Source organism: Enterococcus sp. RIT-PI-f (genome assembly GCF_001297065.1).
GTDB lineage: Bacteria > Bacillota > Bacilli > Lactobacillales > Enterococcaceae > Enterococcus_D.
In genome coordinates this window covers 338,516-353,237 of the sequence record NZ_LHOX01000015.1, presented here as the reverse complement: position 1 = coordinate 353,237, position 14,722 = coordinate 338,516, and the positions used below count along the sequence as shown (strand labels likewise).

Below are 14,722 nucleotides of genomic sequence, written 5' to 3'. Positions count from 1 at the left end.
TCTAAGGTATAATAAAAAAGCTAGAAGTCTTATTCATCAAGACTTCTAGCTTATAAATAGGTATTACCCCACAGACCCTTCCATCTCATAACTAATCAACCGGTTCAACTCAACCGCGTATTCCATCGGCAATTCCTTCGTAAATGGTTCTACGAAGCCCATGACGATCATTTCGGTGGCTTCACCTTCTGATAAGCCGCGGCTCATCAGATAGTATAATTGTTCTTCTGAGATTTTGGAGACTTTGGCTTCGTGTTCAAGTGACACTTGGCTGTTATGAATTTCATTGAATGGAATGGTATCGGATTTTGATAGGTCATCCATGATGATCGTGTCACATTCGATATGCGAGATGGAGCCTGTGCTCTTCTTACCGAAAGTAACTTGTCCGCGATAGTTTACTGCACCGCCGTCTTTAGAGATTGATTTTGAGACGATTGAGCTGGATGTGTTTGGTGCGTTGTGGATCATTTTGGCACCTGTATCTTGGACTTGATTCGCTCCTGCAAAAGCGATCGACAACATCGTGCCGCGGGCACCTTTGCCGTCTAGGTAGACACTTGGGTACTTCATCGTAGTTTTAGCCCCTAGATTGCCATCGATCCATTCGACTGTCGCGCCTTCTAGCGCCTTGGCCCGTTTGGTCACAAGGTTGTAGACATTGTCAGACCAGTTTTGAATGGTCGTATAGCGGCAATAGGCATCTTTCAACGTAAAGATTTCAACGATGGCAGCATGCAAGCTGTTGGTTGAATACGTTGGTGCGGTACAGCCCTCAACGTAATGAACGCTGGCGCCTTCATCAACCACGATCAATGTCCGCTCAAATTGTCCAGTATTTTCGGCATTGATCCGGAAATAGGTTTGCAAAGGCACGTCGACACGGACGCCTTTTGGCACATAAATAAAGGTGCCGCCAGACCAAACGGCTGAATTGAGCGCGGCCAATTTATTATCTGTTGGCGGCACTAATTTTGAGAAGTACTGTTTGAAGATTTCAGGATATTCCTTTAATGCTGAATCAGTATCCGTAAAGATGATCCCTAATTTCTCAAACTCTTCTTTCATGTTGTGGTAGACCACTTCTGATTCGTACTGGGCTGAAGCACCCGCTAGGTACGCACGCTCGGCTTCAGGAATCCCGATACGTTCAAACGTTTCTTTGATTTTATCTGGCACGTCATCCCAATCGCGGGCCGGACGGTCACTTGATTTTTGGTAATATTTGATGGCATCGAAATCGATGTCAGATAAGTCAGGACCCCAGTTTTGCATGGGCATCTTATTGAATGCTTCTAATGATTTCAAACGAAAATCGAGCATCCATTCTGGTTCTTCTTTGACCCGTGAGATTTCACGGACGATGTCTTCAGTCAAGCCTTTGCCAGTACTAAAAACTGGTTCTACGTCATCGTGGAAGCCAAATTTATATTCTTCTAATTCAGGTACACCCATGATTCTCACTCCTTTGATTTGTGACTAGGTGATTGTATGATCAGTCTATTCCGTCGGTTGCTTGTCTTCATTTGAACAGTGCAGTTGACCAGTGGTTGCTTGTCCTTGATCGTCATGGATGGCTTTTTCTAAAGCCTTCCAAGCCAATGTTGCGCATTTGATCCGCGCGGGAAATTTCGCTACACCACTTAACATCGATGCATCCCCTAATTGATCACTGTCTGGGACATCATGTCCTTGGACAAGTTCAGAAAACAAGTGTGACAAATCTCCTGCTTCCGCCAAGGTTTTACCGATAACCGCATCGCCCATCATTGACGCGCTGGCAGTACTAATGGAACAACCTTCTCCCGTAAACGCGATGTCTTTGATGGTTTCTCCTTCAACAGCAAGTTCCAGGTGAATCACATCGCCGCAAGTTGGATTGTTCAATTCGACTTTGTAGGTTGAATCTCCCAATGTGCCGCGGTGATGGGGATGACTGGAATGATCCAAAATCACTTGCCGGTATAAATTATCTAAGCGTGTCAGTGCCATATTGAAAAAACTCCTTCGTTAGCTTAATGCCGTCAACCAAACGATCGGCGTCCTCTCTTGTATTATACAGGTAAAAGCTCGCCCGTGCAGTTGCCGGCACTTGCAAATATTGTAGGAGGGGTTGGGCACAATGGTGACCAGCCCGTACAGCGATGCCTTCCATATCTAAAGCTGTTGCCACATCGTGGGGATGAATGCCCTCAATATTGAACGCAATCACACCTGTTCGCTTGGCAGCTTCTTGCGGGCCATAAATCGTTAACCCCTCAATGGCTTGCAATTTTGGCAAGACATAGGCAACGATTTCTGCTTCGTGCTGATGGATGGCGTCTAAACCGATTTCTTGCAAGTAATCGACTGCCGCGCCTAACCCGATTGCCCCGGCAATATTGGGTGTGCCTGCTTCAAATTTCCAAGGCAATTCTTTCCAAGTGCTGTCTTGCAAATGGACGAAATCAATCATTTCTCCGCCAAATTCGACAGGTTCCATTTGTTCTAGCCAAGTACGTTTGCCGTATAAAACGCCTGTACCAGTAGGGCCGCACATTTTGTGCCCAGAAAAAGCATAAAAATCACAGTCCAATGCTTGTACATCAACGGTCATATGAGGCACTGCTTGGGCACCATCCACGACCATGACTGCCTGATTGGCATGAGCCAATGCCGTTAATTCGGCAATTGGGTTAATCACACCTAGCACATTCGAGACATGGGCAATCGATACGATCGCTGTTTTTTCGGTGATTTGATTTTTGGCATCTGCCATATCCAGTGTACCCTCTGGGGTTAACTGGATGTATTTCAGAGTCGCCTTTTTTCGTTTGGCCAATTGTTGCCAAGGGATGATATTCGAGTGATGTTCCATATAGGAAATCACGATTTCATCGCCTTCTTTGACAAATTGATCACCAAAACTGCGAGAGACCCAATTCAAGCCTGTAGTCGTCCCTCTGGTAAACAGGATTTCTGCCGTTTCTTTGGCATGGATAAACTGACGGACTTTCTCTCTAGCTGCTTCATAAGATTGCGTCGCCCGTTCTGCTAGCGTATGGACGCCTCGGTGGACATTGGCATTGTCTTGATGATAATAAGCGGTCACTGCATCTAGAACAGCTTCTGGTTTTTGGGTTGTTGCCGCATTGTCAAGATACACCAGTGGTTCATCATTGACGATTTGATCCAAAATGGGAAACGCTTGTTTCACTTTATGGCTATCGATCATGCAAGCAACTTCCCTTCAATCACTTCTACCAATTCTTGTTGGACTGCTTTCACAGGAATTGCAGTCAAAACAGAACCTAAGAACCCACGGATGACCAACCGTTCTGCGTCTTCTTTACGTAGGCCACGGCTCATTAAATAGTACATTTCTTCTGGATCGACGCGACCAACACTGGCTGCATGTCCTGCAGTGACTTCGTGTTCATCGATCAAAAGAATCGGATTGGCATCTCCGCGGGCTTGATCAGACAGCATCAACACACGACTTTCTTGTTGTGCATCTGCACCTTTAGCACCTTTTAAAATATGACCGATTCCATTGAAGGTCAATACGCCTCGTTCACGAATGACTCCATGCTGTAAAATATGACCAATTGAATGGGGTGCTTTATTGGTCACGCGGGTATCGATCCCTTGTGTCTGTCTGCCGGCACTGATAGCCACAGCTTTGACTTCAGAATGCGCCCCTTCACCGACCAAATCAGAATCAAAGTCAGCCACGACATCGCCATCGTTCATGACACCGATCGCCCAATCTACCATTGCATCTCGCAAGATATAGCCCCGGCGATTCATGTACGTCGTGATATTGACCCCTAATTGATCGATTGCTGAAAACTTGACCTTTGCGCCTGCTTTGGCAATCACTTCGACGACAATATTGCCTGATAACTTTTTGGCTTGATCGCCTTTTGTTTGGAAACGTTCCAAATAGCTGAACTCACTATGTTCATCAGCGACAATCAAGACATGTTTGAAGAAATGTGCTTGGCTATTGCCATTATGGTAGAAGATGGCTTCTAAAGGTTCCTCAATAACCACATTCTTAGGTACATATAAAAACAACCCGCTATTCATAAAGGCTGCATGGGCTGCCGTCATTTTGTCTTCGTCGACTGGCACAGCTTTAGACATATAATATTGATTGACTAGTTCAGGCACTTCCTGCAACGCAGTGAATAGATCTGTAAAAATCACGCCTTGGTCAACCAAATGTTGCGGCAATTGTTCAAAAATCGTTGTTTCTTCATATTGGACAACAGTTGGATGGCTATCCATCTCATCAAAGGCAGGCACAGCATGCGCAATTGCCTCTTCAGAAATCGTCTGTCCACCAGTTAAGGTTGTTTCATCGATATTAAACAATGGCCAACGTTCGTAACGAACCCGCTCGATTTTCGGGAATTGCAATTCATCCACTTTTGCTAATGCCGCTTGCCGGATTTCCAACATCCATTCAGGTTCTTCTTTCAATGCCGAAAAAACGTTGACTTGTTCAAGATAATCATGTAATTTTGCCATTTACCTTGCCCCCTTACGCTTCTTCTTCTTTGTAGTCGATCCCTAATTCTTTACTGATCCCTGCATAACCTTCTGCTTCTAAACGTTTGGCCAAATCAGCAGAACCTGTCATCACGACACGGCCTTCCATCATGATATGCACAACATCAGGTGTGATGTAATTTAATAACCGTTGGTAATGGGTAATGATCAACGCGCCAAAACCTTCACCGCGCATTTCATTGACCCCTTTGGCTACGACTTTCAATGCGTCGATATCTAGCCCAGAATCGATTTCATCTAAGATCGCAAATGTTGGTTCTAACATCAACAATTGCAAGATTTCGTTCCGTTTCTTTTCACCACCAGAAAAGCCTTCATTCAAATAGCGTTCTGCCATTTCTTCCGGCATATTCAATAGGTCCATTTTTTGGTCTAATTTTTTCAAGAAATCCATAACAGAGATTTTGTCATCTTCATCACGTTTCGCATTGATTGCTGCCCGCATGAATTCTGCGTTGGTGATCCCTGGAATTTCACTAGGATACTGCATCGCTAAGAACAAACCTAAACGCGCCCGTTCATCAACTTCCATTTCCAATACATTTTCACCGTCAAATAAAATTTCACCCTCAGTGACTTCATAGTTTGGATTGCCCATGATGGCCGCTGATAAGGTTGATTTACCTGTTCCATTTGGTCCCATGATGGCATGGATCTCTCCAGTTTTTAGTACTAAGTCAACGCCTTTTAAAATCTTTTTGTCTTCAATTTGAACGTGTAGATTTTTGATTTCTAAAACTGACATGCTATTCCCTCCAGTATCTTATCTTTCTCACTATTCTAGACCAATTGAGAATGAACTTCAAACGCTATTCTCGCATTTGTCGATTTAATTCTATCTCTTACATTAGAATTATTATAAACTAAAACAGCCAATTCGCCAAGAAAATTCGTGATTCAAAAAAAATGCGCACAAATCAATGATTTTCCGAAAAAAAACGGCATATCCAGTAGAGGATATACCATTTGAATTAGTTATGCAGCCATTCTTCCCGCAAAATCCCGTATTTAACGGAATCATAATATTCACCTTGCCAGAAACGAACTTTCCTAATTTGTGCTTCTTTCAGCATCCCAAGTTTTTCTCCTAGTTTCATCATCCGATGATTGCCAGACCACGTGGTATAACCGATTCGCTGAATAGTCGGTTCTTGGGCAAATAAATAGGTGAGCCACTGACGGATCGCTTGACTGCCCACCCCACGATTCCAAAGATTGGGATCATAGATGGCAATACCGAAATCCAGCCATTGATGCAGATCGTTGTCTTCCCAATAAGCGGTCACGATGCCAACCAGACGGTCATCCGCATAAATAGCTTTACGCAAGGGATTGTCCAGACAATTTTTTCCAAATCCGCTGCGAAAATCTTCCCATGTCAACACAGGATCTTGAAAATACGGCCCATCCCAGTTCATCCATTCTAAATCTGCTTTCGGACCATAGCTGACGGACCAAAGTTCGCTAAGGTTGTCTTCTGTGATTGGTTTTAAGGTGATTTGTGTCATTGTATCCCTCCTAAAAAAGCCGCCTAAAATGGCGGCTAACTTCCCATAGTGTACTTGATGAAGGAGAGTGTTTCAATTGATATTGCTTGAAAAATAAAACGGGTATTCCCTTAGTGCTGTGAGATAACTGATTTTTTCGATGAGAAGAAAGATAAGCCGCTTTCCATTACATACAAAAGAAACCACATTATTTTTTTTGATGCCCCATTTGATATAGATTAAGATAAATCAAACTCGTCAACACAATCGGAGAAAGCAGCAGTCCAACTTGCGGTTTAATGACAATCAATCCTAAAACCAAAAGAAATAGAGAAATATTGATCATACTAAGATACCATTTTCTAATTAGATAATAAAACGACATCATTAAAACGGCCTTCATTTTCGCATGAGGGTTTCTCACCTGAAAATACCAGCTATTGATGCTTAACCCAATCGACAAGATTCCTAATATGATAAAGAACGGATAGGTCCATTGACCATAAGTGACATAACTAAACGCACGCATATCTACAATAGCCATCACTATACCACCCCAACCAATCAACCAATATAGAAAGCCGCGTTTGCCAAAAGATTTCACGGCAAAGCAGAAAGCTTTGACTGGTGCCATTTCTTTCTCACTGACCCATCGATCAATAAAAGCCATCAAGCTAATCATACCTGGACCTAACCACAAACTCGATACTGCAAACCAAAAAGTATTTCCTAGATTGATATCTAGCAATAAAGCAGCAGCAGAAAAAGGGAGTATCATCAGCCAAAAACATAGATTTGCTAGTAGTGCAGTGTATAGTATTTGGAAAATTTTCATATAGATATTGTTATCAAATGTTGGTTTAGTAAACATCTGCGCTCACCTCAATTCTTCATACCAGAAGTTGCAATACCTTCTACAAAATACTTTTGCATCGCCAAAAAGACAATACCTACCGGTAATATCGACACTACAGATGCCGCCATGATCAATGCGTACTCAGCATCATATAATCCGACAAACATTTTCAGTCCCAACTGAATCGTTTTGTTTTCAGTTGAAGACAAATAAATGAAAGGTCCCATATAATCGTTCCACGTATTAACAAAAGTAATAATGGTCAAACTTGCCAATGCAGGTTTAGTAAGGGGTAAAATAATTTTACGATAGATTCCCCACTCACTTAAACCGTCGATACGGGCACTTTCACATAACGAATCCGGAATACTGCTATAGTATTGCTTTAATAGAAAAACACCGAACGCGCTAAATGCTTGCAACAGTACAAGTGACCATAACGTATCAGTTAAGCCGAATTGACGCATCATAATAAACTGAGGGATCATATACGATTGCCATGGAATAGCGATCGTACCTATATAAGTCAAGAAAAGTAAATCTCGACCTTTAAAATTCATTTTTGAAAATCCATATGCTGCAAAACTTGATGTAAACAATTGGATCAATGTGATAACAATACTCAAGAAAGCAGTATTTTTAAAGAATGTTAGTAATGGAATCCTATCCCAGATCACTGAATAGTTCTCTGGATGCCACGTTTTGGGAATCCATTGAATCGGCACACTGAATACATCATTGTTTGTTTTAAACGACGCAGAAAGCATCCATATAAAAGGGACCAATGTGACTAATGCCAAAACCGTCAGCACGATTATGAGTATGATGCTGCCAAATGTGACTTTTTCTTTGGCTTTTATTTTGGTTTTTGTATGCTTTTTAGTAAGTACATTTTCCATTATAGTCCCTCCCTACACTCTTTCTTGTCGTTGATTCCATCTGAATTGAATGACAGTGATACCCAATACAATGATAAACAAAACCATCGCTATCGCAGAAGCATAGCCAAAATTGAACTTCACAAATGCTTCATTATAGATATTGTATACAAGAACATTTGTTGCGCGTCCCGGTCCGCCGGCAGTCATCACTTGCACCAAATCAAATATTTTAAAACAATTGATCACCAGCATGATCGATACAAAAAAAGTCGTTGGGCGCAAGGATGGTAACGTGACATTTAAAAATTGCTTCCACTTATTTGCTCCATCCATTGAAGCGGCTTCATATAGTTCTTTGGGCACACTTTGCAAACCAGCCAAATATAGTATCATATAATAGCCCATACCACGCCATACACTGACGATAACGATTGCTGTCAATGCCCAATCTGAACTAGACGTCCATCCAGGCGGGTTTTCTATAAATACTTTTAAGAATTGGTTGATTGGACCCATTGTGGGATGAAACAACATGTTCCATACCACTGCGATAGCAACCAGAGAAGTGACATAGGGAAAGAAAAATGCTGTTCTGAAAAACTTAATCCCTCGGATTTTTTTATTCAATAAAATTGCTAATCCAAGTGAACAAACCAACGTCAATGGTACAACGCCTATTGTATATAAAAATGTATTCTTCAATGAAATCCAAAAAGTATCATCGCCTACCATTTTTGTGAAATTCTTGAATCCAACAAATTCAGGTGTACTAAATGAATCCCATTCCATAAAAGCTAAAATCAGAGAAAAAATAACTGGGATCAATGTAAACAAAAAGAAACCGATAAAGTTTGGTGCAATAAATGACCAAGCGGTCCATGTATTTTTACGGCGTAACCGATTTGCTGTTTTTGATTTTGAGGTAACTTCCATATTTGCGCCCTACTGCATGACCAGCAGGTGCCCCCTTTCATTTCTACCAGAGAAGAGATCGAAATCCGGATCCCTTCTCTAGAAAAAGTTATTCGATTTCAGATTTTACACGTTTCTCCATATTGGCAATACCTTCTTTAGGTGTTTCGTCACCTACCATGATCAAATCATGTTCTTCTTGTAATACTTTATCGATTGCTGGGCCGTTTTCATCAACTGGAAATTCAATAGCTACTTTTTCTGGGTTAAACGCTTTTTTAGAAACTTCATCAGAAGGCATGCCTTCTCGTGAGAAGTACAATTCGTCGATTGCATCAGTTTTATAAGAAGGAACGACACCGACTTCTGCTAAAACTTTCGCACCTTCTTCTCCAGAGCAAAAGTCTAGGAATTTTTGTGCTGCTTCTTGATTTTTTGAATTTTTGTTAATGGCATAAGCAGTTGGCGAACCAAATGTTGTCACATCGCCAGATTCATTTTGCGGTATTTCGGCAATTCCCCATTCAACATCAGTTTTGCCATCATCAATATTCGTCATCAATGCACCCATATACCAGGTACCCATATACATCATTGCGGCTTTACTGTTTTCGAACTGTGATTGATAGGTTACTTTTGTTGATTTCGCTGTTCCGAAATCCATTTGTGATTTGTTCTCTTGCATTCTCAACGCACGATCATAATAGCTTTCTAAATAATCATATGTTGGGTCAACAAGGTTTGCGTCATTTTGCGCAGCTGCGATGGCTTGTGTTGTAGAACGCCATGTGTGTTGGTATGCCCCATATACTTGGTCATCAGGGTTTGATAATTCACTGGCCAACGTTTCATATTCATCCCATGTGATATTGGATGGATAATCTAATCCAGCATCATCAAACATTTTTTTGTTATAATATAGTACCCAAAAATCAGTTCGATAGGGTTGTGCATAGGTTTTTCCGTCCACATCATACATTTCGTAACTTGCTTGCGCTGGATCAGTATCAATCGAGGATATGTGGTCTGTTAAATCAACTAACTGATCTCGTAATGCATAGTTAGAATAAGATAATAAATTTTTCATGGTTAAAATGTCTGTGGTATCCCCAGATGAAAGCATCGTTGTAAGTTTTGTATCATAATCATCAGAAGCAATATCGACTGGCTCAACAGTGATTCCAGGATTAGCAGCCTCAAAAGCACGAAACAGTTTTTCAAATTCAGGTGTCGTATCATAATTCCACGTAGTAACTGTCAATTTGATATCGCCATCTGCGGATGAATCATTCTCTGAAGAAGTATCTCCACCACAAGCTGTTAAAGCTGCAACAGCGCCTAACATTGCGACTGCCATAAAACTTTTTTTCCACAATTTCATTTTAATTCCTCCATTTTATATTTTATATTTTAGGGATATCCCCTTGAATCACCAATACATATACCAAGACTGTGTTAGGCGTGTCAGTGCTTCAAGGTAGAAATAATCTCCCCATATCATGCACTCATCCACACCTTTATTTGTGTTTTTGTCATAAACACCATGTAACAAAATCCCATTCGACATTGGAGAAGTTTTCGTCGTATAATTTTGTGCCAATGCTTCCATCATCTCAAATGCCACCGATTGATATGTGTGATGTTTTTCGTCAGAAAGGGGTAAGTGCTTCGTTAATTCCAGCAGTCCGCAGACGGCAATTGCCGCAGATGAACTATCTCTTTCCTCCTCACTTCCGTCATTAAACACAAGATCCCAATAACACACTTTATCTTCCGGTAAATCTGCGATGAAAAAATCTGCGACTTGTTTTGCCGTTTCAAGAAAACTGTAGTCGCCAGTATAAAGATAACTTAGTGTGAATCCGTAGATCCCCCAAGCTTGACCACGAGCCCAACATGAATCATCAGCGAATCCTTGTTGCGTTTTCCCATAAAGCGGTTTTCCCGTTTCAACATCAAAATAATAGGTATGGAAGGTCGTAGCATTTTCCCTCACAATATATTTTTGTGTTTGCTTTGCATGAGCATAGGCTGCTTCTTTATACCGAGGATCACCTGTTTCTTGAGAGGCAAAATAAAGAAGCGGCAAATTCATTAAACAATCAATAATGATCCGTCCTCGTTGCTCCGGATCATTAAGATCCCCCCAGGCTTGTATGATTTGCGCTTTTGGGGAATATCTTTTCATCAGCAAATCTGCAGCTTGAAGCGCCATCTCTTTTGATGCATCACGGCCATTGACCTTATAATCCGCTAGTGCTGATAAAATATAGAGAAAACCAATGTCATGTGTTTCTAGTGCTATTTGATGATCCAATCGATATTGGAAGGCACGTAATTGATGGTCGATCACAAGATCATAGGTATCACTCTGACTCAATTCTTTGCTTAAAAACAACATACCGTTCCAAAAACTGGCTGTCCAATCTATATTTTCTTCAGGTTGATAAACTTGATTAATGCTTGCCGCTGGTGGAACCAAATCTGTGAATGTTCTCAAATTGTGGGTCACCTTTTCTAAAACAAACGCTGTTTCTTCTTGTAACCAGTCTTTCGTTAATTTCTCACTTATCGCCTTGCTCATTTTCGTCTTGTCCTCCTGCCAAAGCAACAACGATCTGCTCCTCAGATTGTTTGATCGTCAGTTGCCCACTGCTTTGTTTTATATCTACTGGTTGTGTACACTCATGGGGAAGCAAACCAGTAATTACTGATACCAATACATAATTTCCACTCGCTCTTTTTACTTTCAAATATGGCAGCAGCGTTGCGGGAAATAATAGGTTTGTATTTGGTTCTGTTCTGACTACGCCACTTTCGTCAAACCCAAGGATCGATTCTACACTCGATTCACCTACCCTATTTTTTACTGCAGCGCGCTCTTTTTTTTGTATGATTTCACTTTGCCCTTGTGGTGTCGAAAATCCACCTTCATACAAGTATAATGGTCTAGCAGACTGCACTTCATGAATTCTCACATGACATCCCTCAAGGGGGACAATCGTGGATCTAATACGGACATCCGTCCATGGATGCCATTCATGAACGATTCGATCAGACCGTATATCGTAAGCATGATCCAATTCTTTGGTTCTAAAAAAACGATCGTCTTCTGACAATGCTAAGCAGTTATCGAAGTTTCCTTCGTAGTACTTATAATTGCTTTTAGGCACACTATTGCCAAAGATGGAAGAATAAACAAATTTGCTATACTTACTGCTTGCATGACTCTGATTATTAATGAATTGACCTGCAGGAAACATCAGTGCATGAGTCAAATCACGATTATGCTGATAATAATTCCTACTGATTGGGTGTGGATTTTTGAGTGTCTTCATTTGCAAAGGTTGGACTTCAGATTGCCAATATGGATGATCTTTGGGTACTGCCAACAGCAAAAAAGTTTTGAATGCCCAATAAGGCGATCCAGGTGCGTTATATCCTTCAGCAAAAACTAAATTTTGATAATAATATCCTACTGATAGTAACCCTTCCGGCGTAAAAATATCTTGTTGCATCCAATGATGCAAGTGACGACTAATGATTCCTTTGATTTCTCCCCAAGGTAACGCTTCCACATCTGCAAATACTAAAGCACTGAAAAAAGATACCTGTGCGAAGCGATAGGATAAACTTCTACCGAATGGAACTGCTGCACCTGTTGCGGAAAACCAATATTGAAAAGTTTGTGCAAACTGGATCGCACGATCTTTAAATCTCTGACAGCGCGTTTCATCCTCAGGCATTAGCTTCGTATAAAGCAAGCTATAGTAGTGAATAGCAAAAGAGACATAATAATCTATCTGTGTTTGCACACCATCACAATACCAACCATCCCCCAAATAAAATGTTTCAATCAAAGCAAAATCTTTTTCGATTTGCTCTTGATCATAAGGCATGTCACATACCTTCATGGCAGAATTAACTAAAATACGAAAGAAATGCCAATTGTTTGCTGGTATCTCGTGATCATTCGCTTGGATCAACCAAGCATGGACATTTATTTTCTGCTCTTTGGTCAGCTTTAGCCAAGTCTTTTCCTTATTTAGTAAGAACAGGGTGCTTAAAGAAGCCATCTCTACGATCCGTTGATCAAAATCCTGAACGATTCCCCAATAATTGGGATGCTTAGGATTCGTTCCTGCAATGATTCCATCCATATATTCTGCTAAAAACGGACTATCATTTTGTGTAAGAAAAGGACCTAATCCCCAGAGTGGTCTTAAGAAAGCCTCAACATCTCTAATCTTTTTGTCATACACAGTGCCATGCGTTCCTAAATCCAACCCTCCCGCTGTTTCAGCTTTAAAATAAGGATGCAAAACATCTAACATATCATTAAACCCATCAGCTACATCTTCATATTGTTCAAATGGATTTTGCTTGATTCTTTTATTGATCATTTTTCAGTATTCCTTTCTATCAAAGTTCCCTTAATAAATCCATAATATTCTCCGTAAACCGTGACTTCCTCTTCTAAGTAAAGTACTGTTCCTTGCTGATTAAACACTTGATATTTCGCCGAATCTGTTTGCAGCACGAAACGATCTCCTTCCTTGATTTGAGCATCTTGACTATCGGTATCAGTTATTTTCCCAGTCATTTGAACAAATTCATTTAAAGGAACTTCTCCTTCTTGATATGCAAGATCAGTGTATGTCTTGGCTGCAGTTTTCAACTTAGTCACTGTTTCTTGAGAAAACTTCGCCGTTTGTGTACTTTCACTTTGTAAAGTGCATCCACTCAATATCATGAGCGATAAACATAAAAATAACGATTTATACACATTCAAAACAAATCACCCCATTGGATAAAACGCTTTCTTCAGAATTTATCATACTTAATTTTAGGAAAAAAATCAACACTTTTCCTAAAATTAAGTAAAATTTTCCTGGCATTAAGATTTAGGTGTTGGTTTTTTTAGTAAAAAGAAATATACTAGTAGTATCAACTTAATTTGAAGGAGGTATTTGTTTGGCCACGATTACTGATATAGCATCCATTGCCGAAGTATCCATCTCCACAGTATCGAGGGTTTTGAATTATGATCCCAGCCTTTCTGTAACTGAAGAAACCAAACGCAAGATATTCGAAGCTGCTGAAAAACTAAATTATACAAAGTACAAAACCAAACAAAAACAGAAAGTCACTGTACCGATCAAGCAACAAAAAAATGAAATCTCAATTGGAATCGTTCAATGGCGAATCGATGATGAAGAGTTAGAAGATATTTATTACATGTCGATTCGTATGGGCGTAGAAAAGCGTGCTGCTGAATTAGGATGTGATTTATTGAAGATTTCGCAACTAGATCCTCATGCGATTCAAGGGTTGGATGGTCTATTAGCGATCGGCAAGTTTACGCAAGAAAAAGTAGCTGAACTCCACGAATTACATCCTAATCTTTGCGTGATTGGGAGTAATTTCCCTTTAGATGATTACGATTCGGTCAATACAGATTTTGCTCAAGCTACAGAATTAGCATTGAATCACTTAACTGATTTAGGTCATCAAAAGATAGCCTTTATCGGGGCTGAAGAGAGCCAAAACATGTATGGTTATCGACGATATAAAACCCCGACCGTCAACACATATGTAGATATGATGAAACACTATGATTTATATGATGATACTTATTTTATTGTCAAAGAAAATAGTGCACTTGATGTAAAAACTGGTGAAGAACTAGCCTTACAAGCATTACAGACATGGGGTGAATCATTGCCTACGGCTATACTTGCTGCAAACGATGCTTTTGCAATTGGTATTATTCACACCTTAACAGCACAAGGTATAGCGGTTCCCGGCGATATCAGTGTGATGGGAATCAATGACATATCGGTTTCACGTTATGTTTCTCCCCCGCTATCTTCTGTACGGGCTTTTACAGAAGAAATGGGCGAAACAGGAATTGAATTACTGTATAATCGAATTTCAAATCCAAGTGTAGCCCGTCGGATTTTCTTAAGTACAGAGTTGATTGTACGAGAATCTACAGCATATCCGAGGGAAAACACTTAAAATAGATC

At 40.5% G+C, this 14,722-nt stretch carries 14 protein-coding genes; 1 reads left to right on the top strand and 13 read right to left on the bottom strand.

What is annotated here, in order from left to right; genetic code table 11:
* Positions 1-63: 63 nt before the first annotated feature.
* From sufB to AEQ18_RS08500, 13 genes are all read right to left on the bottom strand, one after another.
* The gene (gene sufB, locus AEQ18_RS08560) at positions 64-1,455 is read right to left on the bottom strand and encodes a Fe-S cluster assembly protein SufB (RefSeq protein ID WP_054115912.1); all 1,392 of its coding nucleotides are present in this window, start codon (positions 1,453-1,455) and stop codon (positions 64-66) included.
* A gap of 45 nt (positions 1,456-1,500) precedes the next feature.
* Positions 1,501-1,992, bottom strand: a complete 492-nt coding sequence (gene sufU, locus AEQ18_RS08555; RefSeq protein ID WP_054115911.1) for a Fe-S cluster assembly sulfur transfer protein SufU — start codon at positions 1,990-1,992, stop codon at positions 1,501-1,503.
* A complete protein-coding gene (locus AEQ18_RS08550; protein WP_054115910.1) occupies positions 1,970-3,214 on the bottom strand; it encodes a cysteine desulfurase in 1,245 nt (414 codons plus the stop codon). The genes sufU and AEQ18_RS08550 overlap by 23 nt, the downstream gene beginning before the upstream one ends.
* Positions 3,211-4,515 (bottom strand): Fe-S cluster assembly protein SufD, encoded by a 1,305-nt coding sequence (gene sufD / locus AEQ18_RS08545; RefSeq protein WP_054115909.1) that lies wholly within the window; start codon positions 4,513-4,515, stop codon positions 3,211-3,213. Before sufD ends, AEQ18_RS08550 begins: the two co-directional genes overlap by 4 nt.
* 13 nt (positions 4,516-4,528) lie before the next feature.
* Positions 4,529-5,302: a Fe-S cluster assembly ATPase SufC gene (gene sufC / locus AEQ18_RS08540; RefSeq protein WP_054115908.1), complete on the bottom strand. Its 774-nt coding sequence runs from the start codon at positions 5,300-5,302 to the stop codon at positions 4,529-4,531.
* Positions 5,303-5,528: 226 nt separating this feature from the next.
* A complete protein-coding gene (locus tag AEQ18_RS08535) occupies positions 5,529-6,065 on the bottom strand; it encodes a GNAT family N-acetyltransferase (RefSeq protein WP_054115907.1) in 537 nt (178 codons plus the stop codon).
* A gap of 187 nt (positions 6,066-6,252) precedes the next feature.
* Positions 6,253-6,915, bottom strand: a complete 663-nt coding sequence (locus tag AEQ18_RS08530) for a hypothetical protein (RefSeq protein ID WP_054115906.1) — start codon at positions 6,913-6,915, stop codon at positions 6,253-6,255.
* A gap of 11 nt (positions 6,916-6,926) precedes the next feature.
* On the bottom strand, positions 6,927-7,667 hold the full coding sequence (locus tag AEQ18_RS08525; protein ID WP_442855697.1) for a carbohydrate ABC transporter permease: 741 nt from the start codon (positions 7,665-7,667) through the stop codon (positions 6,927-6,929).
* Between the two features lie 144 nt (positions 7,668-7,811).
* Positions 7,812-8,714 (bottom strand): carbohydrate ABC transporter permease, encoded by a 903-nt coding sequence (locus tag AEQ18_RS08520; RefSeq protein ID WP_054115904.1) that lies wholly within the window; start codon positions 8,712-8,714, stop codon positions 7,812-7,814.
* 88 nt (positions 8,715-8,802) lie between these two features.
* Positions 8,803-10,074: an ABC transporter substrate-binding protein gene (locus AEQ18_RS08515; protein ID WP_054115903.1), complete on the bottom strand. Its 1,272-nt coding sequence runs from the start codon at positions 10,072-10,074 to the stop codon at positions 8,803-8,805.
* 48 nt (positions 10,075-10,122) lie between these two features.
* Positions 10,123-11,277, bottom strand: coding sequence for a glycoside hydrolase family 88 protein (locus AEQ18_RS08510; RefSeq protein WP_054115902.1), 1,155 nt, complete (start codon positions 11,275-11,277; stop codon positions 10,123-10,125).
* Positions 11,258-13,096 (bottom strand): DUF2264 domain-containing protein, encoded by a 1,839-nt coding sequence (locus AEQ18_RS08505; protein ID WP_054115901.1) that lies wholly within the window; start codon positions 13,094-13,096, stop codon positions 11,258-11,260. The genes AEQ18_RS08510 and AEQ18_RS08505 overlap by 20 nt, the downstream gene beginning before the upstream one ends.
* Positions 13,093-13,371 (bottom strand): hypothetical protein, encoded by a 279-nt coding sequence (locus AEQ18_RS08500; RefSeq protein ID WP_235505513.1) that lies wholly within the window; start codon positions 13,369-13,371, stop codon positions 13,093-13,095. The genes AEQ18_RS08505 and AEQ18_RS08500 overlap by 4 nt, the downstream gene beginning before the upstream one ends.
* A 296-nt stretch (positions 13,372-13,667) precedes the next feature.
* Here AEQ18_RS08500 and AEQ18_RS08495 point away from each other — a divergent pair, with 296 nt between their 5' ends.
* Positions 13,668-14,714: a LacI family DNA-binding transcriptional regulator gene (locus AEQ18_RS08495; protein ID WP_054115900.1), complete on the top strand. Its 1,047-nt coding sequence runs from the start codon at positions 13,668-13,670 to the stop codon at positions 14,712-14,714.
* Positions 14,715-14,722: the final 8 nt, after the last annotated feature.